This window comes from Phreatobacter aquaticus (assembly GCF_005160265.1).
Taxonomy (GTDB): domain Bacteria; phylum Pseudomonadota; class Alphaproteobacteria; order Rhizobiales; family Phreatobacteraceae; genus Phreatobacter; species Phreatobacter aquaticus.
On sequence record NZ_CP039865.1, the window covers coordinates 3,994,362 to 4,018,932 of the forward strand.

Sequence of the window (24,571 nt, forward strand, 5' to 3'; positions counted from 1 at the left end):
CCCCCGGGAAAGGCGGCACCCGCTGATGTCGGCACGACAGGCACGTAGAATGTGCCCGCTGCCGGTTCCTCATTCCATCCTCAGCGCGGCGGCTTGCCGAATCTGAGGACATATTCCTTCTCGCCGCCAGCGGCGAGCGCGTCGGCCTGCCCGATCCACTGATCGCGCAGGATTCGGCCGTTGAACTTCAGAAAGCCGTCCACCCAGGCCACTTCCTTGGGCGACCAGCCGGCAATCTGGTCGAAATGGTAGATGCCGAGGCCATTCAGGATGGTCTCGATCTTCGGCCCGATCCCGGCAATCAGCTTGAGGTCGTCGCGGCCGCCGAGACGCGGTTCCGACAGGCCGCTGGGCTTGCCCGACGCAAGCTCGGGCTTGTCGTCCTGTATCGAGATTTTCGCCAGCGAAATGCCCTTGGCCGAGACGCTGGTGGCGACCGGCACGGCCTTGGCCGCCATCTTCGGCTTCGGCGGCGACCCACCAGGCGTTGTCGGCTTGGGCGGCGCACCGGGAGATGCGGGTTTCGCCGGGTTCTTCGGCGTGGCGGCGACCGGCTCGGCAGCGGCCGTCATCTTCGGCTTCGGCGGCGAACCGCCAGGGGTCGTCGGCTTCGGCGGCGCGCCGGGAGACGCGGGCTTGGGGGGGGGGTCGGGGTCGCGGCTTCGGGTGCCTTCGCGACCACAACCGGCGGCGTCTCGGCCACCGGGTTGGATACGACGAGGCGGGCGACGGTCGCCGGCTTCGGCGGTTCGGCAGCGGGAGCCTTGGCGCGCGGCTCCGGCCGGTCGTCTGCGACGGGCATCATGGCGCGGGCGACACCCAGGCTCATGCTCCACAGCGCCACCCAACCCGTCATGGCAATCGCGGTCGGCAAGGCCAATGCGGCAAGCGCCGGCCCTGCCAGCGCCTCCATCGGCTGGAGGGACCTGGGCAGATCGGTCAATGCACGCTGGTCTCGGAGAGGCAGTGTCATGGTCCTCACTCCGTTCGGGTTGCGTTGCTGCACTGCGATCGTCACCGGTAGGCGTCCTCTCCGGCTCTCGATTATTCGGCCGCGATCCGGATCGGGTCCGGATGCGGGTTGGCGGCGTAAGCGTCGATCTTCTTCTCGATCTCGTGGCGGAAATGCCGGATCAGGCCCTGGACCGGCCAGGCAGCGGCATCGCCGAGCGCACAGATCGTGTGGCCCTCGACCTGCCCTGCCACTTCCAGCAGCATGTCGATTTCCTTCTTCTGCGCCCTGCCCTCGGACATGCGCGTCAGAACGCGCCACATCCAGCCGGTACCCTCGCGGCACGGCGTGCACTGGCCGCAGCTCTCGTGCTTGTAGAAATAGGAGATGCGGGTGATCGCCTTGACGACATCGGTCGACTTGTCGAGCACGATGACGGCGGCGGTGCCGAGACCCGAGCGCAGCGCGCGCAGCGTGTCGAAGTCCATCGCCGCGTCCCAGATCTGCTCGGCCGGCACCAGCGGCACCGAGGAGCCGCCCGGAATGACCGCCAGCAGATTGTCCTTGCCGCCGCGAATGCCGCCGCAATGCTTCTCGATCAGCTCCGAGAACGGCACCGACATGGCCTCCTCGAATGTCGCCGGCTTGTTCACATGGCCCGAGACGCAGAACAGCTTGGTACCGACATTGTTCGGCTTGCCGAAACCGGCGAACCAGGCCGGCCCGCGCCGCAGGATCGTCGGCACGACAGCGATCGATTCGACATTGTTGACGGTCGTCGGGCAGCCATAGAGGCCCATATTGGCCGGGAACGGCGGCTTCAGGCGCGGCTGGCCCTTCTTGCCCTCGAGGCTTTCGAGAAGGGCTGTTTCCTCGCCGCAGATATAGGCGCCGGCGCCGTGATGGACGTAGAGGTCGAAATCCCAGCCGAGCTTGTTGTTCTTGCCGAGGAAGCCCGCCTCATAGGCCTCGTCGATGGCAAGCTGCAGCGCCTCGCGCTCCCGGATGAACTCGCCGCGCACATAGATATAGCCGGTATTGGCGCCCATGGCGCAGCCGGCGATTAGGCAGCCCTCGACCAGCGTATGCGGATCGTTGCGCAGGATCTCGCGATCCTTGCAGGTGCCGGGCTCGGATTCGTCGGCATTGACGACGAGATAGCTCGGACGCCCGTCCGACTGCTTGGGCATGAACGACCATTTCAGGCCGGTCGGGAAGCCGGCGCCGCCGCGACCGCGGAGCCCCGAATCCTTGACCTGCTGGATGATCGCATCGCGGCCCTGGGCGATGATCGCCTTGGTTCCATCCCAATGCCCGCGCGCCATCGCGCCCTTCAGGCTCTTGTCGTGGAAGCCGTAGATATTGGTGAAGATGCGGTCCTTGTCGGCGAGCATCAGATCACTCCTTCACGGACGGCCCACCGGCCGCCAGAGTTGTCGCCTGAACAGTCCATTCCTCGCGGTCGATCCGTCCCGGGAACGACAGATAGGTGCCGACCCAGCGGATTTCTTCGCGGGTCCAGCTGGCAATCTGGTCGAAATGGAAAATGCCGAGCGCATTGAGCTTGGTCTCGTTGACCGGCCCGATGCCCTTGATGCGCTGCAGCTTGTCGGCCTTGGCGTCGCGCGCGGCCGCCATGCCCTTCGGCTTGGTGCCGACCGCATCGGCCTTCTGCTCGGGCGTCGCGTCGGCGGCAAGGGTCGCGAGCTTGGCCTTGATCTCGGCCTCTTCGCGCGCCGCGAGGTCGGCGGCAGCAGATGAGGTTTCGGCAACCGGCTCGGACTTGGGTTCAGCCTTCGCCTTGGCCTTCGGCTTTTCGGCGACGGCAGCGCCACCGGGCGAGGATGCATTGAACGGCAGGTCGCGGAGCGTCAGTGCGCCGCCCAGCGGCTCGGAACCGTGGCGGCCGTTCTGCGGACCGGGCGTCGGCTTCTCGCCGCGGGCGAAGGCGTCGAGCACCTTCTCGAAGCTCTCAGGCGTCAGGTCCTCATAGGTGTCGGAAAACACCTGGATCATCGGCGCGTTGACGCAGGCGCCGGCGCACTCGACCTCTTCCCACGAGAAATCGCCATCGGCGGACAGGTGGAACTGGTCGTGATGAATGCGGTTCTTGCAGATCTTGATCAGCTCTTCCGAGCCGCGCAGCATGCAGGGCGTGGTGCCGCAAACCTGAACATGTGCTTTCTTTCCAACCGGTTGCAGCTGGAACATCGTGTAGAAGGTCGCCACCTCGAAGACCCGGATATAGGGCATGTCGAGCATGTCGGCGATGTACTCGATAGCAGCCTTCGGCAGCCAATAGGCATGCTGCTCCTGCGCCCGCCACAGGAGCGGGATCACGGCGGAGGCTTTGCGGTCAGCCGGGAACTTGCCGATCTGCACCTTGGCCCAGGCAAGGTTATCGGCTGAAAAGGCGAAGGAGGCCGGCTGGACCTCGTCGGGCGCTAGTCTGCGGACGCTCACCGGTCGACCTCTCCGAAAACGATATCGATCGAGCCGAGGATCGCGGAGACGTCCGCGAGCATGTGGCCCTTGCACAGATGGTCCATCGCCTGGAGGTGGGCGAAACCCGGTGCGCGAATCTTGCAGCGATAGGGCTTGTTGGTGCCGTCGGCGACCAGATAGACGCCGAATTCGCCCTTCGGCGCCTCGACGGCGGCATAGACCTCGCCGGCCGGCACGCGGAAGCCCTCGGTATAGAGCTTGAAGTGGTGGATCAGCGCTTCCATCGAGCGCTTCATCTCGCCCCGCTTCGGCGGCACCACCTTCTGGTCCTTGGCCGACACCGGGCCCGGCGTCTCGCGCAGCATCTTGCAGCACTGGCGCATGATGCGGACGGACTGGCGCATCTCTTCCATGCGGATGAGATAACGGTCGTAGCAATCGCCGTTCTTGCCGATCGGGATGTCGAAATCCATCTCGGAATAGCATTCATAGGGCTGCGACTTGCGCAGGTCCCAGGCAGCGCCCGAACCGCGCACCATCACGCCCGAGAAGCCCCAGGCCCAGCATTCCTCCAGCGTCACGATGCCGATATCGACATTGCGCTGCTTGAAGATGCGGTTCGGCGTCAGCAGAGCGTCGAGATCGTCGACCACCTTGAGGAACGGATCGCACCAGGCGTCGATATCGTCGACGAGCTTGGCCGGCAGGTCCTGGTGGACGCCGCCCGGCCGGAAGAACGCCGCATGCATGCGCGAGCCGGAGGCGCGCTCGTAGAAGATCATCAGCTTCTCGCGCTCCTCGAAGCCCCAGAGCGGCGGCGTGAGCGCGCCGACGTCCATGGCCTGCGTGGTGACGTTGAGAAGATGCGAGAGAATGCGGCCGATCTCGCTGTAGAGCACGCGGATCAGCTGGCCGCGCTTCGGCACCTCGATGCCGAGCATCCGCTCGATGGCGAGGCAGAAGGCGTGTTCCTGGTTCATCGGCGCGACATAGTCGAGCCGGTCGAAATAGGGGATCGCCTGCAGATAGGTCTTGGTCTCGATCAGCTTCTCGGTGCCGCGATGCAACAGCCCGATATGCGGGTCGCAGCGCTCCACGACCTCGCCGTCGAGCTCCATGACGAGCCGGAGCACGCCGTGGGCCGCCGGATGCTGCGGGCCCCAGTTGAACGTGAAATTGCGGATTTCAGCTTCGGCCATGCTCAGTTCGCCTTGGCTTTCTCATCGCCGGGCAGCACGTAGTCCGTGCCTTCCCAAGGCGAGAGGAAATCGAATTGGCGGAATTCCTGCGCGAGCCGGACCGGCTCGTAGACGACGCGCTTCTCGGCATCGTCGTAGCGCACCTCGACGAAACCCGAGGTCGGGAAGTCCTTGCGCAGCGGATGGCCGTCGAACCCGTAATCGGTCAGGAGGCGGCGGAGATCCGGATGGCCGGTGAACAGCACGCCATAGAGATCGTAGGTCTCGCGCTCGAACCACAGCGCGCCCGGGAACAGGTCCGTAAGCGAAGCGACCGGGGTTGTCTCGTCGGTCTGGATCTTCAGGCGGATGCGCTGGTTCAGCTTGGGCGCCAGGAAGTGGTAGACCACGTCGAAGCGCTTGGCGCGGCCGGGATAGTCGACGCCGCAGATGTCGATGATGTTGTTGAAGCCGCAGGCCGGACTGTCGCGCAGGTAGGTCACGACCTCGATCAGCTTCGAGGCTTCCGCCGTCAGCGTCAGCTCGCCATAGGCGACCACCGCGCCGGTGACAGACCCTGGCAGGGCCTGAACGATGGTGTCGCCGAGAGTGTTGAGCGTCATGGTGTCAGCCCTCACCGCTCGATCGTGCCGGTGCGGCGGATCTTCTTCTGCAGAAGCAGCACGCCGTAGAGCAGCGCCTCAGCGCTCGGCGGGCAGCCCGGCACATAGATGTCGACCGGCACGATGCGGTCGCAGCCGCGCACCACCGCATAGGAATAATGGTAATAGCCGCCGCCATTGGCGCAGGAGCCCATGGAGATGACGTAGCGCGGCTCCGGCATCTGGTCGTAGACCTTGCGCAGAGCAGGCGCCATCTTGTTGGTCAGCGTTCCCGCGACGATCATCACGTCCGACTGGCGCGGGCTGGCGCGCGGCGCGAAACCGAAGCGCTCGACGTCATAGCGCGGCATCGACAGCTGCATCATCTCGACGGCGCAGCATGCGAGACCGAACGTCATCCACATGAGCGAGCCGGTGCGCGCCCAGTTGATCAGGTCATCGGTCGCGGTGACGATGAAGCCCTTGTCCGCCAGTTCGTTGTTGATGCCCGAGAAGAACGGGTCGGACGAGCCCACGGGACGGCCGTCGGGGCCAAGCAGGCCCTTGGGTGCGGGAGCGACGAGCGCGTCGCCACGGTCGATGGCAGTGGCCATGTCAGTACCTCAATCCCACTCGAGGGCGCCCTTCTTCCACTCGTAGACGAAACCGATCGTCAGAACGCCGAGGAAGAGCATCATCGACCAGAAGCCGAAAATCCCGACCTCCTTGAACGCCACCGCCCAGGGGAACAGGAAGGCGACCTCGAGGTCGAAGATGATGAAGAGAATGGCGACCAGGTAGAAGCGCACGTCGAACTTCATGCGCGCGTCGTCGAAAGCGTTGAAGCCGCACTCGTAGGCCGACAGCTTTTCCTTGTCGGGGTTCGAATAGGCGATCGCGAACGGAACGACGAGCAGAACCAGCCCGATGACACCGGCCAGCGCAAGGAAGATCACCAGCGGCAGATAATCATTGAGAAGCGCGTTCAAGGGGCCCATCTCCGCACTCGGCAGCCGCGTGCGACGGTGCGCAAACGACCAGCTTTCGACCGCTGGCTTACTCGCTTGATTGGTGCGGTGCAAGCAGCGGTAACCGTCAGATAGTCTCATTCCCTGGAAAGATTATGAAAAGCCGCCATGCATCAGGAATGCGGCTAATGGCGCGCGCGCCTGGCCCGCCGCAGACAGCCCATGGAACCTGGACGCCAGGCCCGGCGCGCGCTGATTCCCGGCGCCCAACCATCCCGGCCAAACGCAGAAAAGGCTGCCGAAGCAGCCTTTCCGTTGCACGGTAACCTCGTGAGCGTCTGGTTCAGTAGCGGGCCGTGACGGCCGCCCCCTCCCCGCCGAACTTCCAGGTCAGCCCGACCCGGGCCCGGCCGCTGTCGATCTTCGCGGTCAGCGGCGCGACCAGTTCGCGCGACGTGCCGAACTGGTGGATATACTCCGCCCTCAGCGCAAGGTTGGCCGTCAGCATGGTCTCGACGCCGGCGCCGAGTTGCAGGCCGCTGCTCATCCAGCCGGCCGATGCGCCCGGCAGGCTGATATTGACATGCGTCCAGCCATAGCCGGCCGACAGATAGGGCATGACGCTGCCGCCGATCACATAGCCGAGGCGGCCACGCACGCCGGCATTCCAGTCGGAACCGATCGACGCTCCGAAGCCTGCCACGTTGAGCGTCGTGCGAACGGTCGAGATGCCTGCATCCGCCTCGATGCCCGCAACGATGTTGGTCCCGGCGAACTGGTGGTCGTAGCCGCCGAGCACGCCGCCGAACAGACCCTGCGAGCCGATGCCCCGGAAGCTGAACAGGCCGGGCACCGCGAGCGTCGTGTTGCCGAAGCCGTAACCGCCCTGGACGCCCGCATAGAAGCCGGACCAATCGGCGCGGCGGGGCGCGGCGAAGGCCTGGTACTGCTCGGCCGCCCCGAGCCCGAACCGATAGCTGAGGCCGAGCCTGGCCGTGCCCAGCGTCGGCTTGATCGACACGGGGGCGAACTGGCCGATGGAATTGGAATAGGTGTGAATGTACTCGGCGTGCATGAACCAGTTGCCGGCAAGCCGCGTCTCGATGCCGCCTCCGATCTGCCAGCCGGATGTGGTCAGGCCGGCGCTGCCGCCGAAGCCGCTCGCGGTGATATGGCCCTGCGACCAGCCGCCGGTCGCATAGAGCATGGTTTCCGGCGTGATCAGGAAGCCGAGACGGCCGCGAACCGCCCAACGCCGGTCGGCCGAGAGCTTGACGCTGTTCCCGGCCAGCGAAATCACCGTATCGATGCCAGACAGATTGCCTTCGACAAGGCCGCCGATCACCCAGCGCTGTGCAAACTGGTAATCGGCTCCAATCTTGCCGCCGACTTGCCAGCCATTGGACCCGAGACCCGAGAAGCCGACAATGCCGGGCACGGAGATCGATGTATTGGCGAAGCCATAGCCCGCATGAAGCCCGGCATAGACGCCCGTCCATGAGAAGCCCCGTGCCGAAACCTCAGCCGCGATTGGCATTCGCGGAATGCCAAGATCCGCTGCACTCACGGATATCGACGGAAGCAGGAACATGGCGGCGGTTGATAGAAGAACGCGACGCATTGGGTCTCTCCGCAGCGGCTCCACCAATATGGCCGCCTGATATGACCGAGCGTCATTGAGTATTATATTGTGGTCTTGCAATTCCTATATATGGATTTAGCGAAGAATTAACGCTAAGATAGAGGGTAAATGGGGACGTCTGCATGACCAGCCGGCGCGGCGTCAGCGGCACGGCAAGACGGGACGATCCGGCCCGAATGTCGCGCGGCATTCCTGCTGCGGCGGGGTGCGATCCGAACATGGTGGGGGTTGTCGGCGCGGCAGACGCTGAAGGTCGGCTCGCATGATCTCCGGCACATCAGGCCGGAAGGGGGGAATGGCGCGGGCGACGGGACTCGAACCCGCGACCTCCGGCGTGACAGGCCGGCACTCTAACCAACTGAGCTACGCCCGCGCATTTCCCTGGCAGAGCCGAAGCGTCTGCCGAGGCCGCGGGGAATACGGGAGCCTCCCCCTGCTGTCAAGGCACTTGGCGCGCAGATCTGTGCAAACTGCGATCTGCCCCCGTCACGGCGTCTCGATTCCGGCAACGGCGCCATCTGTTTGCGCCACCAGCATCGCCTGCCAGCATGCATCGAGGGCCCCCTCCCGCTGAGACAGTATTGTTATGAACAATGGGCCCACGTCACTTTCCCAAAGGGAAGCAACGTGAAATTTCGCGCCAGATTATCCGTTCATTAAGGTCAACAGGGGTTTTTAGAATGGAACGGGATTCTTGAACACATTCCCCGGCCGGTGAGGACACAGATCGATGGCGCGCTTTGAGATGCTTCAGCTGAAAACAATCGGGTCCAAGCTGATGGTGACCACGACAGTCACCTTGCTCGCAGCAGCAGCGGCGGTCGGATATGCCGGTTACCGCCAGCAGGCATCGCTGTCCGACATGGCCATCGAGGCCGCATTGCAGCAGCGTTATGATGCGATCGTCGCAGCGATGAACGAACAGGGTCAGCGGGCCTTGGGTGTCGCCGCCACCCTCGCCAATGACCCGCGTGTCGGCGCCGCCATCGCCGCCAATGATCGCCTGGGCTTCATCGAGCGTTTCAAGCCGCTCTCCCTCACCCTGCGGGACGATCTCAAGCTCGCGCTGATCAGCGTCCAGTTCACCAATGGCACCAATTTCGCGCGCGTCCACGCGCCCCAGGCCTTCGGCGACAATGTGATCGGCCGTCGCCTGATGGTTCGCGACGCCATCCAGACCGGCCGCACGCAGCTGGGCATCGAGCCCGGTCGCGACAACGTGTCGATCTTCGCCAGCGTACCCACCATGCACGAGGGCAAGCTCGTCGGCATTACCGACATTGGCGCGGTCCTGGGCCCGGATTTCCTCGCCGACCTCAAGCGCCGGTTTTCGGTCGATGTCGCGATGCACCTGGTCGAAGGCGGCAAGCTGAATTCCCTCGCTTCGACCTTTGCCTCCAAGACGCTTCTTGAACTGCCGGCCCACCAGGCCGCGATGACGGCCCCCACCCACTGGGTCGAATCAACCCTCGGCGGTCGCCCAGTCGCCGTCCTCGCTGGCCCGCTGCGCAATTATTCCGGCAATCCGATCGGCACCGTCGAAGTGGCGGTCGACACATCGGTCTTCGTCGCGGCCCGCAACTACGCGCTCCTGGTGCTCGGTATCGCAACGGCGCTGGCGGTCCTGGCCGGCATCGGCGCGGCCCTGCTGCTCACCCGCCATCTCGGCCTGCCGATTCGCGCGCTCAATGAGACGATGACGGCGCTCGCCGGTGGCGATCATGGCCGTACGGTTCCCTCCACCCAGCGCAGCGACGAGATCGGCGCCATGGCGCGCGCCGTCGAGGTGTTCCGCACCAACGCCATCGAGCGCGAGCGCCTCGAAGCCGTGACCACCTCCGAAACCGGCGCGCGGCTGGCGCGCCAGGGCCGGATCGACACGCTGGTGCGCGACTTCTCGTCCTCGATTGGCTCGGTGCTCGACGGTGTCGGCGCCAATGCGCGGATGATGGAAGAGACCGCGCGCAACCTCACCGGTATCGCCGCCTCCGCGGCCGGCCAGGCGGACGAGGCCTCGGGCGCGTCGCGTCAGGCATCGAACAACGTCCAGTCGGTGGCCGCCGCGTCGGAAGAGCTGTCCGCCTCGATCAACGAGATCGCCACCCAGGTCGCCCAGACCAATGACGTGGTGATCCGCGCAAGCCGCGAGGCCGAGGACGCCAATCACCGCGTCAAGGCGCTGGCGCTGGCGGCGAACCGCATCGGTGAGGTTCTGAACCTCATCCGCGACATTGCCGAACAGACCAACCTGCTGGCGCTCAACGCCACGATCGAGGCGGCACGCGCCGGTGAAGCCGGCCGCGGCTTCGCGGTCGTTGCCTCCGAGGTCAAGTCGCTGGCCGGCCAAACCGCCAAGGCCACCGAAGAGATCGCGGCCCAGATCAGCTCGGTCCAGAGCGAAACGACCACAGCGGTCCGGACGATCGAGGCGATCGCCGCGACCATGGAGGAAGTCTCGCGCTATGCCGGCGCGGTGGCGAGCGCCATCGAGCAGCAGCGCTCGGCCACCGGCGAGATTTCGCAGAACGTCCAGGCGGCCGCCACCGGCACCGCACGCGTCGTCGACAACATCACCAGCGTCACCGCCTCCTCCGCCGAGACCAATGCCTCGGCGAGCGATGTGCTGTCGGCGGCCCGCAGCCTGTCAGAACAGTCGGTCTCGCTCGGCAAGACGGTCGAGGGCTTCCTGGCCGAGGTTCGCGCGGCCTGAGCCAGTCTCAATCGGCCGGCGGGGGCGACCCCGCCGGTTGGCCGATGATCTTGAACAGCAGCGGCGCCGAGATCATCACCAGGAACACCCGGACGACATGATGGGCCGCGACGAAGGCCACCTCCGCGTGCAGCGACACGGCGATCAGGCTCATTTCGGCAAGACCGCCCGGCGAATAGGCCAGAACCAGCGATTCCATATCGTAGCTGGAAAACCGCGACACCACATAGGCAAAGCCCGTCATCCAGCAGAGCAGGATGATCGTCGACCCGACCGATAGCGCCAGGATTCGCATGACAGTGGCGCTGGCGGTCCCGGCAAAGCGGCAGCCGATGACCACGCCAAGCACGAGCTGCGCGACATTGATCACCTCGAAGGGCGGCTTGAAATCGCTCAGGCCCGAGAGATGGACCAGCGCGCTTGCCAGCATGGGGCCGAGCAGCACGCTTGCCGGAAGTCTCAGGAGGCGGCCCACATAGACGCCGACGACGGCGCAGCCGATCAGCCAGCCCCAGGTCGACAGCGGCGCATTCGTGATGGAGACGGAGCCTGCCGCGCGGTTGATCGCGACACCCTCGATCCACTGGATCGCGAAGGGCAAGGTCATGACCACCATCAGGATGCGCGAGGAATGGACCAGCGCGATCACGCGTGCATCGCCTCCCCGCTCCTCGCCATAGGTCACCATCTCGACCAGGCCGCCGGGCATGCCGGAGAAGAACGAGGTGGTCCAGTCGTAGCCGCCGACCAGGCGGAAATAGGCGACGACGGTCACGCCGCAGGCGATCATGAAGACCACGAGACCGATCAGCGTCGGCACCCAGCCGCCGATATTGGCAAGGATCGAGGGGCTGAACCCGGAGCCGAGCATGACGCCGATGATCGCCGACATGGGCGGCCGGATGATCGGCGGCGCACCGACCGGCGCGCGCAGGAGCGCAGCCAGCGTGCAGATGGTCATGGCACCGAGCATCCAGGGCAGCGGCAGCCGCGCGAAGGCGAACAGCGTGCCGCCGGCAAGACCAAGCGCCAGGGCCAGACCGAAGCGGCGATAGGGAAAGCGCGATGGCCCGAACGGACCGGAGCGGAGCTTGTCGATCAGAGATCCCACGCCCGACGGCTCCTCGCATTCCAGCGGGCAGCGGGGTCGCCTGCCCTGTCGGCGGCGCTATAGCACTGTTTGGCGCTGACGGAAGTCAGGGATTGACGCTAGGCAGAGCAGCATCGCGCGGCTGGCCTGAAGGGGTGGTGGGCGGTGACGGGCTCGAACCGCCGACATCCTGCGTGTAAAGCAGGCGCTCTACCAACTGAGCTAACCGCCCGATCGCATGAGCCGATCAGGACCGGCCATCTAGACCGGGTGGGCCGCCGACGCAAGCCGGTGGCTCAACAAGCGAACGCCGCCGGGCCTGGCCCGACGGCGTGCGCGAAACAGGATTGCCACTCCGGATCAGGAGTTGACGGCATCCTTGAGGCCCTTGCCGGCCGAGAACTTCGGCGCCTTCGAGGCGGCGATCTTCACGGGCTTGCCGGTGCGCGGATCACGGCCCTCGCGAGCGGCGCGGTTGGACACCGAAAATGCTCCGAAGCCGACGAGCTTCACATCGCCGCCCGACTTGAGGGTGGCTTCGATGATGCCGAACGTGGCATCGACGGCAGCACCCGCCTGCGCCTTGGTGAGGCTCGCCTGCTCGGCGACCGCGGCGATCAGTTCGTTTTTGGTCACGGGCTTTTCTCCTTCGCGTTTGCATTCCGCCGGATTCGCTCACCGACGAAACGGAGGGCATGTGGTGCCGCGAGGCGGATCAGATTGCAAGCCGAAATGGCGGATTTGCGCGATTTCTCGCTGGAAAACCTCATGCAGAAACACAAAACCCCGGGCATTTCGCCCGGGGTTTGAAATCATTCCAAACTGGAGCCAGGACTTGGCTCAGTGGGCGATGGCCGCGGCCGCATCCTCGTCGCCGACCTTGCGGCCCTGAACGGGTTCTGCGTCCTCGTCCCACTCGATCGGTTCGGGCTGACGGATCAGCGCGTGCTTGATCACCTCGTCCATGTGCGAAACCGGGATGATCTCCAGCCCGTTCTTCACATTGTCCGGGATCTCGGCGAGGTCCTTGGCGTTCTCCTCGGGGATGAGGACCGTCTTCAGACCACCGCGCAACGCGGCAAGCAGCTTCTCCTTCAGGCCGCCGATCGGCAGCGCCCTGCCCCGCAATGTCACCTCGCCGGTCATGGCGATGTCCTTGCGGATCGGGATGCCGGTCAGCACCGAGATGATGGCGGTTGCCATCGCGATGCCGGCCGAGGGACCGTCCTTCGGGGTCGCACCCTCGGGAACGTGGACATGGATGTCCCGCTTGTCGAACAGCGTGGGCTTGATGCCGAAAGCGAGCGAGCGCGACCGCACATAGGATGCGGCGGCACTGATCGATTCCTTCATCACGTCCTTCAGGTTGCCCGTCACCGTCATGCGGCCCTTGCCGGGCATCATCACGGCTTCGATCGTCAAAAGCTCACCGCCGACTTCGGTCCAGGCAAGGCCGGTGACGGCGCCCACCTGATCCTCGGTCTCCGCCATGCCATAGCGATAGCGCGGCACGCCGAGATATTCCTCGACCACCTTCGGCGTCACCTTGATCGTCTTCTTCTTGGTCAAGGTGAGGTCCTTCACGCCCTTGCGGACGAGATTGGACATCTCACGCTCCAGGTTTCGCACGCCCGCCTCACGGGTATAGCGCTGGACCACGAACATGAGGGCCTCGTCGGTGATCGACCATTCCTTCTCCGACAGGCCATGCTTCTTGATGGCATTCGGGATCAGGTGCTTCTTGGCGATCTCGCGCTTCTCGTCCTCGGTGTAACCCGCGATGCGGATCGTCTCCATGCGGTCGAGCAGCGCCGGCGGGATGTTGAGCGTATTGGCGGTCGTCACGAACATGACGCTCGACAGGTCGAAATCGACCTCGAGGTAATGGTCGTTGAACGTCGCGTTCTGCTCAGGATCCAGCACCTCCAGAAGCGCCGCGGAGGGATCGCCGCGGAAATCCTGGCCCATCTTGTCGATCTCATCGAGCAGGAACAGCGGGTTCGCCGTCTTCGCCTTCTTCATCGACTGGATGATCTTGCCCGGCATGGAACCGATATAGGTCCGCCGATGGCCACGGATCTCGGCCTCGTCACGCACGCCACCGAGCGAGATGCGGACGAATTCGCGCCCCGTTGCCTTGGCGATCGACTTGCCGAGCGAGGTCTTGCCGACGCCGGGAGGCCCGACGAGGCAGAGGATCGGCCCGGTCAGCTTGTTCGCACGCTGCTGCACGGCCAGGTACTCGACGATGCGGTCCTTGACCTTGTCGAGGCCGAAATGGTCGTGATCGAGCAGGGACTGCGCGCCGGCGAGGTCCTTCTTGATCTTCGACTTCTTGCCCCAGGGCAGCGACAGCATCCAGTCGAGATAGTTGCGCACGACGGTGGCTTCCGCCGACATCGGCGACATCTGCCGGAGCTTCTTCAGCTCGTGATTGGCCTTGTCGCGCGCTTCCTTGGAGAGCTTGGTGCGCTTGATCTTGTCTTCGAGCTCGACCAGTTCGTCCCGGCCATCTTCATCGCCGAGCTCCTTCTGGATCGCCTTCATCTGCTCGTTGAGATAATACTCGCGCTGGGTCTTCTCCATCTGCCGCTTCACGCGGGTGCGGATCTTCTTCTCGACCTGCAGGACCGAGATCTCGCTCTCCATCAGGCCGAGCACCTTCTCCAGGCGCTTCGACACGTCGATGGTTTCGAGCACGGTCTGCTTGTCGGCGATCTTCACCGCCAGATGCGAGGCAACCGTATCGGCGAGCTTCGAGGCATCCTCGATCTGGCCGACCACGGAAACGATCTCGGGCGAGACCTTCTTGTTCAGTTTCACATAGCCTTCGAACTCGGTGATCACCGAGCGGGCCAGCGCCTGGACCTGCACCTTGTCGTCGATCTCGTCGCCAATGACGGCGGCGTCGGCCTCATAGAACTCCTCGCGATCGGAATAGGCCGACACACGGGCACGGGACACGCCCTCGACCAGCACCTTCACGGTGCCATCGGGCAGCTTCAGGAGCTGCAGGACAGTCGCCAGCGTCCCGATCTCATAGATCGAGTCCGGCGCTGGATCATCGTCCTGCGCCTTCATCTGGGTTGCCAGCAGGATATGGGTCTCCGCGCGCATCACCTCTTCGAGGGCGCGAATCGACTTCTCGCGGCCGACGAACAGCGGCACGATCATGTGCGGGAACACAACGATGTCGCGCAGCGGAAGAACCGGGAAGCTCTTCGATTCGCCGGGGGTGAGGGGCGGCCGCTTCTTGGTCTCGCTCATGGTTCTCTCGTCCTTATGCTTCGACACGCCGTCTAAACGGCCCGTGTGGGCCCGTCCGACGACGGCGCTCGGATGATCCGGAACGGATGACGCTGCATCACGCTGATGACGCGCGGGGACGGCGGCGGAAATGAGGCCCCGCTGGAGCTCGGCGTGAAAGCTCCAAAGGCGCTCTTGGCGCTTGGCCGACCCCGGGCACGAAAACCGGCCCGGTGGTCTGTCGGTGACCATTAGGTGGCGGTGCACCAACAAGGTGTCAAGGAGGCGGGAACGCGCCTGTGAACGACGCCCGTTACTTGGTGCAAAAGCCACACAATGCCGAGGGTTGACTGACCCTCGTGGCGGACCTGCGCGGCTCGGAAAATGGCAACATGGGCGAAACATTGGGCTGCGGATCGCCATATGCCCTGGCACGGCACGTCGCAGGGCTGAAACATTGCCTTCCTATCACTTGGCATGCCTCGACGACGAGGCCCGCAGCAGCCGACCGGCACGGCAGGGAAAACGAACGTTCCCCGCCGCCCTCTGGCCGGCGCCATCGGGCCGAATCGGGCGCGGTTCACCGCATTCGCAATCCATGCCCTATCGGGAGCTTCGACATGATCCGCCGCGCCTTCCTCGCCGCCGTAGCCCTGGCCTCCATCGCCGCCTCCACCGAGGCCTTTGCCCAGGCCCAGCAGAACTTCTCGCTGATCAACCGCACCGGCTACCAGATCAATGAAGTCTATGTGAGCGCTTCGGCGTCGAACTCCTGGGGCCGGGACATCCTCGGCGACGGCGTGATGCCGTCGGGCACCCGCCGCAACATCACCTTCCCGCAGCGCACCCGCGCCTGCATGTTCGACCTGCGCGTCATCTACGCCGACGGCGAACGTGGCGAGGTTCGCGAGATCAATCTCTGCGAAGTGTCGAACGTCACGCTGACCTGGAACGGTCGCACCCGCTTCAGCGTCAACTGATCTGCCAGTGCCTGCCTATTCCTGAGACCTCCACCTTTTCAAGGCGGGCTTCGGCCCGCCTCTTTTTTTGCTCAGGATCGCCCGCAAACGAAAAAGGCGGGCTCGAGGCCCGCCTTTTTGCAGATTGAGGTGACAGAGACTGGAAATCAGGCGCTCGCGGCCTTTTCCTTCTCGGAATAGATGTAGAGCGGGCGCGCCTTGCCCTGCACGACCTCGTCCGAGATCACGACCTCCTCGACGCCTTCCAGACCCGGAAGGTCGTACATGGTGTCGAGCAGGATGCCCTCCATGATCGACCTGAGGCCGCGGGCGCCGGTCTTGCGGTCGATCGCCTTGCGGGCGATCGCGCCGAGCGCGTCCTCGTGGAACGACAGGTCGACATTCTCCATCTCGAACAGGCGCTGATACTGCTTCACCAGCGCGTTCTTCGGCTCCATCAGGATCTTCTTGAGGGCGGCCTCGTCGAGATCCTCGAGCGTCGCGATGACCGGCAGACGGCCGACGAATTCCGGAATCAGGCCATACTTCAGCAGATCCTCGGGCTCGACCTCACGGAAGATCTCGCCGGTGCGGCGATCCTCGGGGGCCTTGACCTTGGCGCCGAAGCCGATCGAGGACCCCTGCCCCTTGGTCGAGATGATCTTCTCAAGGCCGGCAAAGGCGCCACCGCAGATGAACAGGATGTTCGAGGTGTCGACCTGCAGGAATTCCTGCTGAGGATGCTTGCGCCCGCCCTGCGGCGGCACGGAGGCGACCGTGCCTTCCATGATCTTCAGAAGGGCCTGCTGCACGCCCTCACCCGACACGTCGCGGGTGATCGACGGATTGTCCGACTTGCGCGAAATCTTGTCGATTTCGTCGATATAGACGATGCCGCGCTGCGCCCGCTCGACATTGTAGTCGGAGGCCTGGAGCAGCTTCAGGATGATATTCTCGACGTCCTCGCCGACATAGCCGGCTTCGGTGAGCGTCGTGGCGTCGGCCATCGTGAACGGCACGTCCAGGATGCGCGCGAGCGTCTGCGCGAGCAGCGTCTTGCCCGAACCGGTCGGGCCGATCAGCAGGATGTTCGACTTCGACAGCTCGACGTCGTTGTGCTTGGTCGCGTGGTTCAGCCGCTTGTAGTGGTTGTGGACCGCCACCGAGAGCACGCGCTTGGCATGGAACTGACCGATCACGTAATCGTCCAGGACCTTGCAGATTTCCTTCGGCGTCGGGATGCCGTCCTTGGACTTGACCAGCGCGGACTTCGATTCCTCGCGGATGATGTCCATGCACAGCTCGACGCATTCGTCGCAGATGAACACGGTAGGCCCGGCAATCAGCTTGCGGACCTCATGCTGGCTCTTCCCGCAGAAGGAGCAGTAGAGCGTGTTCTTCGCGTCGCCGCCGGACTTGCTGCTCATAGGTCGTTCTCCAATCGAACCGGCCTCGGCGAGGATCGGTTCGTCCGTTGCGAGGCGATCCGCAAGGGACCCCCTCAGAACCTCTTGAGGATGGGCCAACCCACCTTTTCGGCTCCTAGAGCCAAGCATGGTGAACCGAACCGGATCAAGAAATGATTAACGCTATTTCGGTACCCGCGGCGTCCCAAAACAGGGCGTCGCACTCAATCGTGACCATTCTATGCAAGCGGCGGACCGCTGGATGTGTCGGAAATGCGACATCTCCGATCAAACAACGCGGTCCGCGCCTTGCGGTCAGGACTTGGCCGGCTCCGGCTCGTCGGGGCGGACTTCGATCACCTGGTCGATCAGGCCAAATTCCTTTGCCTTCTGCGCCGACATGAAATTGTCGCGCTCGAGGGCGTCCTCGATCTCCTTGAGCGGGCGTCCCGTGTGCTTCACGTAGATGCCGTTCAGCCGCGACTTCAGTTCCTTCACCTCTTCAGCGTGGATCAGGATGTCGGTCACCTGGCCACGATAGCCGCCCGAGGGCTGGTGGACCATGATGCGCGAATTCGGCAGGGCGAAGCGCTGGCCGGCGGCGCCGGCGGTCAGCAGAAGCGAACCCATCGAGGCAGCCTGGCCCATGCAGAGCGTGGTGACCGGCGGCTTGATGAACTGCATCGTGTCGTAGATCGACATGCCCGCCGTGACGACACCGCCCGGCGAGTTGATATACATGTTGATCTCCTTCTTCGGGTTCTCGGCCTCGAGGAACAGCAGCTGGGCGACGATCAGTGTCGCCATGCCGTCCTCGACCGGACCCGACAGGAAGATGATCCGCTCCTTGAGGAGCCGGGAATAGATATCGTAGGAGCGCTCGCCCCGGTTGGTCTGCTCGACCACCATCGGGACCAGGTAGCTCATATAGGTGTCGACCGGATCTCTCATCGTCTCGTCCTCATGACCGTCATCGGCATGTGAGCCGAATCTGCTTGACGCCATCCTAACGGGATTGCGGATTTCTGGGGAACCTGGCCTGCCAAAATGCGAAGGGCCGCTCGCGGCGGCCCTTCCTTACCAGGAAATGTCCGGTCGCTAGAGGCCGCTCAGGCGGCTTCCTCGGCCTCGTTGTCCTTGAAGAGTTCGTCCTTGGAGACGACCTTCTCGGTCACATCGGCGAGTTCCAGGATGTAGTCCACGACCTTCTCCTCGAAGATCGGAGCACGAAGCGAAGCCAGCGCCTCCGGGGTCTTGCGGTAATAATCCCAGACCTGCTGCTCCTGGCCGGGGAACTGCCGCGCCCGCTCGACGACCGCGCGCGTCACTTCCTCGTCGTTGACCTTGATTTGGGCCTTGTCACCGATCTCCGCAAGGACCAGCCCAAGCCGCACGCGGCGCTCGGCGATCTTGCGATATTCGTCACGGGCCTTTTCCTCAGTCGTATCCTCGTCGGCAAAGGTCTTGCCGCGCGATTCGAGGTCCTGAGACACCTGGCGCCACACACCCTCGAACTCCTGCTCGACCAGGGTCGGCGGCAGTTCGAACGCGTGCTTCTCGTCAAGGGCGTCGAGCAGGATGCGCTTCACCTTGCGGCGGGCAGCTTCCGAATATTCGCTCTTCAGGCGGTCGGAGACGGCGGCCTTGAGCTTCTCGAGGTCCTCGAAGCCGACCATCTTGGCGAACTCGTCGTCGATCGCCCGCTCGCCCGGCTTTTCCATCGACTTCACGTTGACCGCGAACTCGGCGTCCTTGCCGGCGAGATTCGGCGCGGCATAGTTCGACGGGAACTTGACCTTGAGGACCTTGTCCTCGCCGGTCTTGACGCCGACCAGCTGCTCCTCGAAGCCCGGAATGAACGAGTTCGAACCGATCTCGACCTGGATGTCGTCGGCGGTGCCGCCTTCGAACTTCTCGCCGTCGATCGTGCCGACGAAGGACACGGTGACGCGGTCGCCCGTCTCGGCCTTGCCCTTGGTCTTGGGCTCGAAGGGACGGTTCTGCTTGGCCATCGTCTCCAGCATGGCGGCGACGTCGGCTTCCGCCGGCTCGACCACCGGCTTTTCAACCTTGATGCCCTTGAAATCGGCGAGCTGGATGGTCGGCAAGACTTCGAAGGACACGGTGTAGTCGAGGTCGGCAGTGCCCTCGAACACGGCCTGGGCCTCGTTCTCGGCCTCCGGCAGCTTCACCGCCGGCTCCATCGCCAGCTTGAAATTGTTGTCGGTGACGATCTTCTGGTTGGTCTCGCCGACCAGCGCCTCGATCGTCTCGGCCAGCACGGCCTTGCCGTAGAGCTTCTTCAGGTGCGCGGTCGGCACCTTGCCCGGCCGGAAGCCGTTGATGTTGACCCGACCCTTGAGGTCGTCGAGGCGCTTTCCGGCGCGCTCAGCGAGATCGGTCACGGGAACCACGACGCGGAATTCGCGCTTCAGACCTTCGGACAGGGTGGCTGTCACCTGCATGGCTCAGTTTCTTTCGCGTTCGTGGTCTGGTCAGTCCAACGGCTAAGGTGCGGGGGCTACCCTTTGAAAACTCTCGTCTTCTACCTATGCGCCTTTGGCATACTCATCGATCTGGTGGGGTGCGTGGCGGGAGTTACCACCACGATCGCCCACGCGGGATGTCGCCGTTCCAATCCCCGGAAAACAGATCAAGGTCAGGCTACGAAGGGCGCCATATGGACGTATCCGGCCAAATTGACAAGGGCGAAACGAACTGCAATGGCCTTGGGACGCAACGTGCCCCTCTGGCGGAATTGGTAGACGCACTCGGTTTAGGTCCGAGCGCTTAACGGCTTGCAGGTTCGAGTCCTGTGGGGGGCACCACTGCGCTGCGCGGTATGCCGGACAGGCAACACTTGCCACGGAGGCGAGGTCTCGATGCCACAGTCCCCGCAGGCTTGTGGCAATCAGACGCGGGCGAACAGTCCGGCCCAGATCAGCAGGACCATCATGACCGCCCCGCCAAGCACCATCGTGGCCTGGCTGTGCGGCAGGATATCGGCATAGCGGGCCAGCACGAGCGCCGCGCCGCCGATCATCGCAAGCTTGAACATCGTCGTCTCCCATTCCGGGACGGCCGGATGGCCATTGGGAGCCACGGATCAAGAGCGGTGCCATCCCGGATCGGGACAGGCGCGCTGCGACCAGATGCGGGATGATTCCAGGCCGCGAATAGGCCATAGACTCGCGAAAGGCTCCCCGCCTCCCTGACATCCAGCCGCAGGCATCATGCACCGACCGCCAAGCCCAGATCGCTGCCAGCTTCTCGATCGCCGCACGCTTCTGGCCGGTCTCGGCCTGCTGCCGGCCTGGCCCGGCCATGCCCAGGCGCCGGCCATGCGCACGCTGACCGCCAGCCGTGGCGCGGCGCGCCTGCGCGGACCGGATCATCCGGCAACACCGGTCTTCGGCTATGACGGCCTGGTGCCCGGCCCGGTTCTGCGCGCCCGGCGCGGCGAGGAATTCCGCCTGAGCCTCACCAACGGCCTGGATGAGCCGACCGCGCTGCACTGGCACGGCCTGCGCATCGCCAATGCGATGGATGGCGTGCCCGGCCTGACCCAGCAGCCGATCCAACCTGGCGCCACCTTCGACATGGCCTTCACGCCGCAGGATGCCGGCACCTTCCTCTATCGGCCCTGGCACCCGGTCCATGGCGCGGGCCAACTTACCCGCGGCATGGCGGGCCTGCTGATCGTCGAGGGGCCTTCTTTGCCCACCGCCGACCGCGAGCAGATCCTGGTGCTGGACGACTGGGCACTCGACGCCGAAGGCGCCCTCGCAAGTCCAGGCTCTCCGCTTGAGCCACAAGGCAAGCCCGGCACGGCCGGCCGCATCGTGACCGTCAACGGCCAGCCGGACCTGGTGATCGAGGCCCGCGCCAACGAACGGCTGTGGCTGCGCATCGCCAATGCCGCCCATGCGCGCATCATGCAGTTTGTCGTGCCGGGACAGCCGCTGACGCTGGTCGCCCTGGATGGCCAGCCTTGCGAACCCTTCCTGCTGCAGAATGCCCAGGTGACGCTTGGCCCCGGCCAGCGCGCCGAGATCATGCTGGATGTCACCGGCGAACCTGGGGCGAGCTTGCCGGTTGCCATCAACAATCTGGCCGGCGCCTCAATCGAGGGCCGGATTGCGATTGCCGAGGGAGCAGCACTGCGCCCTGCCCCACTGCCGCGGCCCGGCTGGCTTGCCGCCAATCCGATTGCCCAGGAACTCGACTTTCGCCGCGCCTTCCGCCTCGATCTCGGCATCGAGACGCGCGGGACGGAGGTGGTGTTCAACACCCGCGCTGACCGGGCTCCCGGCCCCCAGCCGGCCTTCAAGGTGCGCCGGGGCACCGTGGTGATGGCCGGCTTGCGCAACCAGACGCCGGTCTTTCAGGCCGTCCACCTGCATGGCCATCAAGCGCGTCTGCTGGATGGCCTCGACGACGGCTGGAAGCCTTTCTTTCTCGACACGATCCTGGTTGCGCCCGGCACCACGGCGCGCATCGCCTTCCTGGCCGACAATCCCGGCAAATGGGTCATCGAGGCGCAGGCCATCGGCAACGACAATGGCCCGCTGGTGCAGTGGTTCGAGGTGACGTGACGGCGTTGAGTAACGCGTGTGTCAGCGGCTGTTCCGGCCGACGCAGTTCTCGACCGCCTCGAACACCTGCTGCATGGTCGCGCCCTGCAATTGATAGGGGAACCGCACGCCGTCCACATTGACCTCGAACGAGCCACGCAGGCTGATCAGCCGGTCAGCCTCCACCCCGGGCAGGTCGATGATGGTTCGCCCCTGCCAACCGCCCTGAGCAACACCGTTGGCTTGCAACAGGCCGCGGGGCGTCTGGATCGTGACCCGCTTGTTTCCCGGTCTCTCCACCCCCGGCACGGTCAGGATGTAGTTTGAGCCGTGCTTCCAGAACAGGCGCGCGCCGAGCTGGAAGTCGGGCACCATGCCGTAGCAGCGGTCGAAGCGGTTGTTCTCGAAGACCCGGAAGATCCGCACATTGCCGACCGCGCCCACCGGTTCATCCCGGCGCTGCGCCTGGGCTTCGCCCGGTGACAAGAGTACGGCGGCCACCAAGCCAAGAAGCCCATGACGAAGTCGCATCGGAAAGTCCTTCCCCAAGTAATACGCGGGAAGAGCTAGCAAACCGCATGTGGCCAATCAAGATGAGGGAAATCCGTCAGGCTAAAAGGCAACAAGCTCCGCCGCCAGCCTCGCCAGGACCGGCGGAAGGGCCTCCGGCAGATCCTCGGCGATGAGCCCAACACCTGCCGCCTGCCCGGCCTCGCCATGCAGCCAGACTGCCGCGGAAGCCGCCTCGAAGGCCGCCATGCCCTGCGCCATCAGGCCCGTCACGAGGCCTGCGAGAACGTCGCCGGAGCCGGCGGTGGCAAGCCAGGGCGGTGCGTTCTCGGCAATCGAGGTCCGCCCGTCCGGACTGGCAACGACTGTGTCCGGTCCTTTCAGCACCACCACGGCGCCGGAGCGATCCGCGGCGTAACGGGCCGCCCCCACCTTGGTGTCGCCCGCACGCGCGCCGAACAGCCGCGTGAACTCGCCCGAATGCGGGGTCATGACCACCGGTCGCTCCGGCCAGAGGCGGATGCCGGTAAACAGCTGTTCCGGGCAATCGGCGAAGCTCGTCAGCGCATCGGCGTCGAGAACAACGGCCGCCCCGCTCGCCAGCGCTTCCGCCACCATGGCCCGCGTCGCCTCGCCGACACCCAGCGCCGGACCGAGGCAGACGACATTCTTCCGGCGGTCGTTGAGGATCTGGCCAAGCCCCGGCGCGCCGTCGAGCCGCATCAGCATGATGGCGGTCAGATGGGCAGCATTGACCGCCACGGCCTCGGGTGGGGATGCGACCGTGACCAGCCCCGCGCCTGCCCTCAAAGCCCCACGGGCGGCGAGCCGCGCCGCCCCGGTATGGGCGAGATCGCCGGACACGACCACGGCATGACCCCGGCCATATTTGTGGCCCTCCACCCGCGGCCAGGGATAGAGATCGCCCCACAGAGCCGGGGCGTTCATGAAACTGGACGGAGCGATCTCTCCGAGCGCGGAGGCGGGAATGCCGATATCGGCAAGCCGCACCGTGCCGCAGTGGAGACGTCCCGGAAGCAGCAGGTGACCGGGCTTGCGGCGGAAGAAGGTGACCGTCTCCTCCGCCCGGATCGCCACGCCGCGCACCTGTCCGGACGCTCCGTCGATTCCTGACGGCACGTCGACGGCGACCACGCGGGTGCCCGCCGCATTGACGCGGTCGATCAGGTCCGCCAACGCTCCGTCGATATCGCGTGCGAGCCCGGCGCCGAACAGCGCGTCGATGATCAGGGTCTCGCGCGTCGGCGGCCAGGCTGCGAGCGGCACGATGCGCCCGCTCCAGGCTTGCGCAGCGGCTGCCGCATCGGCCGCGCGCGGGTCCGGAGGGCCATCGGCGAAGACGGTCACCTGATAGCCGCGCTCGGCAAGCACGCGGGCCGCCACATAGCCGTCGCCGCCATTGTTGCCGGGACCGCAAAGCACCGAGACGGCACTGCCGAGTGGCACCATGCGGGCCGCCGTGTCGGCCACAGCCACGCCGGCGCGCCGCATCAGCACAGGCCCGGGCGTGCCCGAGGCGATCGTCAGCCGGTCGGCCTCGGCCATCTCGGCAGGCGTGAGAAGCTCGATCATGCCCGACACTGGCGACAGGCAGGCCGGTCGGTCAAGCCGGTGAGGACCCGGCCAGCGGGATTGTTTGCACAAATCCTAAGCATAGCTCGCCATAACCTCCCCGGCCCTCCGGCCCAGCGCGGTGGCACATCGCCAAGTTTGCACTTCCATTAGGCAAATTGACTATTTTTTGCACTGCACGGTAAGATCATGCTGCATGCTAACGATCTTGGGAGCATGATTTCCCCGAAAAGACCGCGATTTCCGCGCGCCGCCGCTCTGGCACATCTCCTGCTAGCCCGCGAATTGGTCCGTGGGACGGCGGCCAACGTCCGACTGCGGATCACAGGAGCAGGATTGGAATGAAGAAGATCGAGGCCATCATCAAGCCGTTCAAACTCGATGAGGTGAAAGAGGCGCTTCAGGAGGTTGGGCTCCAGGGCATCACCGTCACCGAAGCGAAGGGCTTCGGCCGGCAGAAGGGCCATACCGAGCTTTATCGCGGCGCCGAATATGTCGTGGATTTCCTTCCCAAGGTGAAGATCGAGATCGTCATGCCCGACGAGATGGTGGAAAAGGCCATCGAGGCGATCCGCCGCGCCGCGCAGACCGGGCGCATCGGCGACGGCAAGATCTTCGTCTCCACGATCGAAGAGGCTATTCGCATCCGCACCGGTGAATCCGGCCTGGATGCCATCTAATTCGGCGGGTTCGCCC

Annotated in this window: 22 protein-coding genes and 3 tRNA genes; 5 read left to right on the top strand and 20 right to left on the bottom strand. The window is 64.9% G+C overall.

What is annotated here, in order from left to right:
- Window positions 1-80: 80 nt before the first annotated feature.
- From E8L99_RS18940 to E8L99_RS18985, 10 genes are all read right to left on the bottom strand, one after another.
- Window positions 81-572: a hypothetical protein gene (locus E8L99_RS18940; RefSeq protein WP_137101011.1), complete on the bottom strand. Its 492-nt coding sequence runs from the start codon at window positions 570-572 to the stop codon at window positions 81-83.
- Window positions 569-973 (bottom strand): hypothetical protein, encoded by a 405-nt coding sequence (locus E8L99_RS18945; RefSeq protein ID WP_137101012.1) that lies wholly within the window; start codon window positions 971-973, stop codon window positions 569-571. Before E8L99_RS18945 ends, E8L99_RS18940 begins: the two co-directional genes overlap by 4 nt.
- A gap of 71 nt (window positions 974-1,044) precedes the next feature.
- Complete coding sequence (gene nuoF / locus E8L99_RS18950; RefSeq protein ID WP_137101013.1) at window positions 1,045-2,346, bottom strand: NADH-quinone oxidoreductase subunit NuoF; 1,302 nt, start codon at window positions 2,344-2,346, stop codon at window positions 1,045-1,047.
- 4 nt (window positions 2,347-2,350) lie between these two features.
- Complete coding sequence (gene nuoE, locus E8L99_RS18955) at window positions 2,351-3,415, bottom strand: NADH-quinone oxidoreductase subunit NuoE (protein WP_137101014.1); 1,065 nt, start codon at window positions 3,413-3,415, stop codon at window positions 2,351-2,353.
- Complete coding sequence (locus E8L99_RS18960; RefSeq protein ID WP_137101015.1) at window positions 3,412-4,596, bottom strand: NADH-quinone oxidoreductase subunit D; 1,185 nt, start codon at window positions 4,594-4,596, stop codon at window positions 3,412-3,414. Before E8L99_RS18960 ends, nuoE begins: the two co-directional genes overlap by 4 nt.
- 2 nt (window positions 4,597-4,598) lie before the next feature.
- On the bottom strand, window positions 4,599-5,198 hold the full coding sequence (locus tag E8L99_RS18965; protein ID WP_137101016.1) for an NADH-quinone oxidoreductase subunit C: 600 nt from the start codon (window positions 5,196-5,198) through the stop codon (window positions 4,599-4,601).
- Between the two features lie 11 nt (window positions 5,199-5,209).
- Complete coding sequence (locus E8L99_RS18970) at window positions 5,210-5,791, bottom strand: NuoB/complex I 20 kDa subunit family protein (protein ID WP_137101017.1); 582 nt, start codon at window positions 5,789-5,791, stop codon at window positions 5,210-5,212.
- A gap of 9 nt (window positions 5,792-5,800) precedes the next feature.
- Complete coding sequence (locus E8L99_RS18975) at window positions 5,801-6,166, bottom strand: NADH-quinone oxidoreductase subunit A (protein ID WP_137101018.1); 366 nt, start codon at window positions 6,164-6,166, stop codon at window positions 5,801-5,803.
- 322 nt (window positions 6,167-6,488) lie between these two features.
- Window positions 6,489-7,682, bottom strand: coding sequence for an outer membrane protein (locus tag E8L99_RS18980; protein ID WP_168201731.1), 1,194 nt, complete (start codon window positions 7,680-7,682; stop codon window positions 6,489-6,491).
- A gap of 401 nt (window positions 7,683-8,083) precedes the next feature.
- A tRNA-Asp gene (locus E8L99_RS18985) sits at window positions 8,084-8,160 on the bottom strand.
- Between the two features lie 357 nt (window positions 8,161-8,517).
- On the opposite strand from E8L99_RS18985, the gene E8L99_RS18990 reads away from it, so the two are divergent.
- Entirely contained in the window at window positions 8,518-10,497 is a 1,980-nt protein-coding gene (locus tag E8L99_RS18990) for a methyl-accepting chemotaxis protein (protein WP_137101020.1), read from the top strand.
- Window positions 10,498-10,504: 7 nt separating this feature from the next.
- Here E8L99_RS18990 and E8L99_RS18995 read toward each other — a convergent pair whose 3' ends face one another.
- From E8L99_RS18995 to lon, 4 genes are all read right to left on the bottom strand, one after another.
- Window positions 10,505-11,608 (bottom strand): AbrB family transcriptional regulator, encoded by a 1,104-nt coding sequence (locus E8L99_RS18995; protein WP_252511160.1) that lies wholly within the window; start codon window positions 11,606-11,608, stop codon window positions 10,505-10,507.
- Window positions 11,609-11,743: 135 nt separating this feature from the next.
- Window positions 11,744-11,819 (bottom strand) — tRNA-Val (locus tag E8L99_RS19000).
- 128 nt (window positions 11,820-11,947) lie between these two features.
- Window positions 11,948-12,223 (bottom strand): HU family DNA-binding protein, encoded by a 276-nt coding sequence (locus E8L99_RS19005; RefSeq protein WP_137101021.1) that lies wholly within the window; start codon window positions 12,221-12,223, stop codon window positions 11,948-11,950.
- Between the two features lie 204 nt (window positions 12,224-12,427).
- Window positions 12,428-14,854: an endopeptidase La gene (gene lon, locus E8L99_RS19010; protein ID WP_137101022.1), complete on the bottom strand. Its 2,427-nt coding sequence runs from the start codon at window positions 14,852-14,854 to the stop codon at window positions 12,428-12,430.
- Between the two features lie 599 nt (window positions 14,855-15,453).
- On the opposite strand from lon, the gene E8L99_RS19015 reads away from it, so the two are divergent.
- Complete coding sequence (locus tag E8L99_RS19015; protein ID WP_137101023.1) at window positions 15,454-15,813, top strand: hypothetical protein; 360 nt, start codon at window positions 15,454-15,456, stop codon at window positions 15,811-15,813.
- Window positions 15,814-15,959: 146 nt separating this feature from the next.
- Here E8L99_RS19015 and clpX read toward each other — a convergent pair whose 3' ends face one another.
- The 3 genes from clpX to tig all read right to left on the bottom strand — a co-directional run bounded on the left by clpX (window position 15,960) and on the right by tig (window position 19,663).
- Window positions 15,960-17,219 (bottom strand): ATP-dependent Clp protease ATP-binding subunit ClpX, encoded by a 1,260-nt coding sequence (gene clpX, locus E8L99_RS19020; protein ID WP_137101024.1) that lies wholly within the window; start codon window positions 17,217-17,219, stop codon window positions 15,960-15,962.
- Between the two features lie 294 nt (window positions 17,220-17,513).
- On the bottom strand, window positions 17,514-18,149 hold the full coding sequence (gene clpP, locus E8L99_RS19025; protein WP_137101025.1) for an ATP-dependent Clp endopeptidase proteolytic subunit ClpP: 636 nt from the start codon (window positions 18,147-18,149) through the stop codon (window positions 17,514-17,516).
- A 158-nt stretch (window positions 18,150-18,307) separates the two neighbouring features.
- Window positions 18,308-19,663: a trigger factor gene (gene tig, locus E8L99_RS19030; protein WP_137101026.1), complete on the bottom strand. Its 1,356-nt coding sequence runs from the start codon at window positions 19,661-19,663 to the stop codon at window positions 18,308-18,310.
- A 278-nt stretch (window positions 19,664-19,941) separates the two neighbouring features.
- On the opposite strand from tig, the gene E8L99_RS19035 reads away from it, so the two are divergent.
- Window positions 19,942-20,026: transfer RNA gene (locus tag E8L99_RS19035), tRNA-Leu, on the top strand.
- Window positions 20,027-20,109: 83 nt separating this feature from the next.
- Here E8L99_RS19035 and E8L99_RS23845 read toward each other — a convergent pair.
- Window positions 20,110-20,256, bottom strand: a complete 147-nt coding sequence (locus tag E8L99_RS23845) for a hypothetical protein (RefSeq protein ID WP_168201732.1) — start codon at window positions 20,254-20,256, stop codon at window positions 20,110-20,112.
- Window positions 20,257-20,431: 175 nt separating this feature from the next.
- Between E8L99_RS23845 and E8L99_RS19040 the strand changes: the two genes are divergently transcribed.
- The gene (locus E8L99_RS19040; RefSeq protein WP_137101027.1) at window positions 20,432-21,793 is read left to right on the top strand and encodes a multicopper oxidase family protein; all 1,362 of its coding nucleotides are present in this window, start codon (window positions 20,432-20,434) and stop codon (window positions 21,791-21,793) included.
- Window positions 21,794-21,814: 21 nt separating this feature from the next.
- On the opposite strand, the gene E8L99_RS19045 is transcribed toward E8L99_RS19040, so the two are convergent.
- A complete protein-coding gene (locus E8L99_RS19045) occupies window positions 21,815-22,273 on the bottom strand; it encodes a hypothetical protein (RefSeq protein WP_137101028.1) in 459 nt (152 codons plus the stop codon).
- 111 nt (window positions 22,274-22,384) lie between these two features.
- Window positions 22,385-23,872 carry an NAD(P)H-hydrate dehydratase gene (locus E8L99_RS19050; protein ID WP_137102199.1) on the bottom strand — a complete coding sequence of 496 codons (1,488 nt, stop codon included), beginning with the start codon at window positions 23,870-23,872 and terminating at the stop codon, window positions 22,385-22,387.
- Window positions 23,873-24,216: 344 nt separating this feature from the next.
- On the opposite strand from E8L99_RS19050, the gene E8L99_RS19055 reads away from it, so the two are divergent.
- A complete protein-coding gene (locus tag E8L99_RS19055) occupies window positions 24,217-24,555 on the top strand; it encodes a P-II family nitrogen regulator (RefSeq protein ID WP_136964319.1) in 339 nt (112 codons plus the stop codon).
- The last annotated feature ends 16 nt before the right edge of the window (window positions 24,556-24,571 follow it).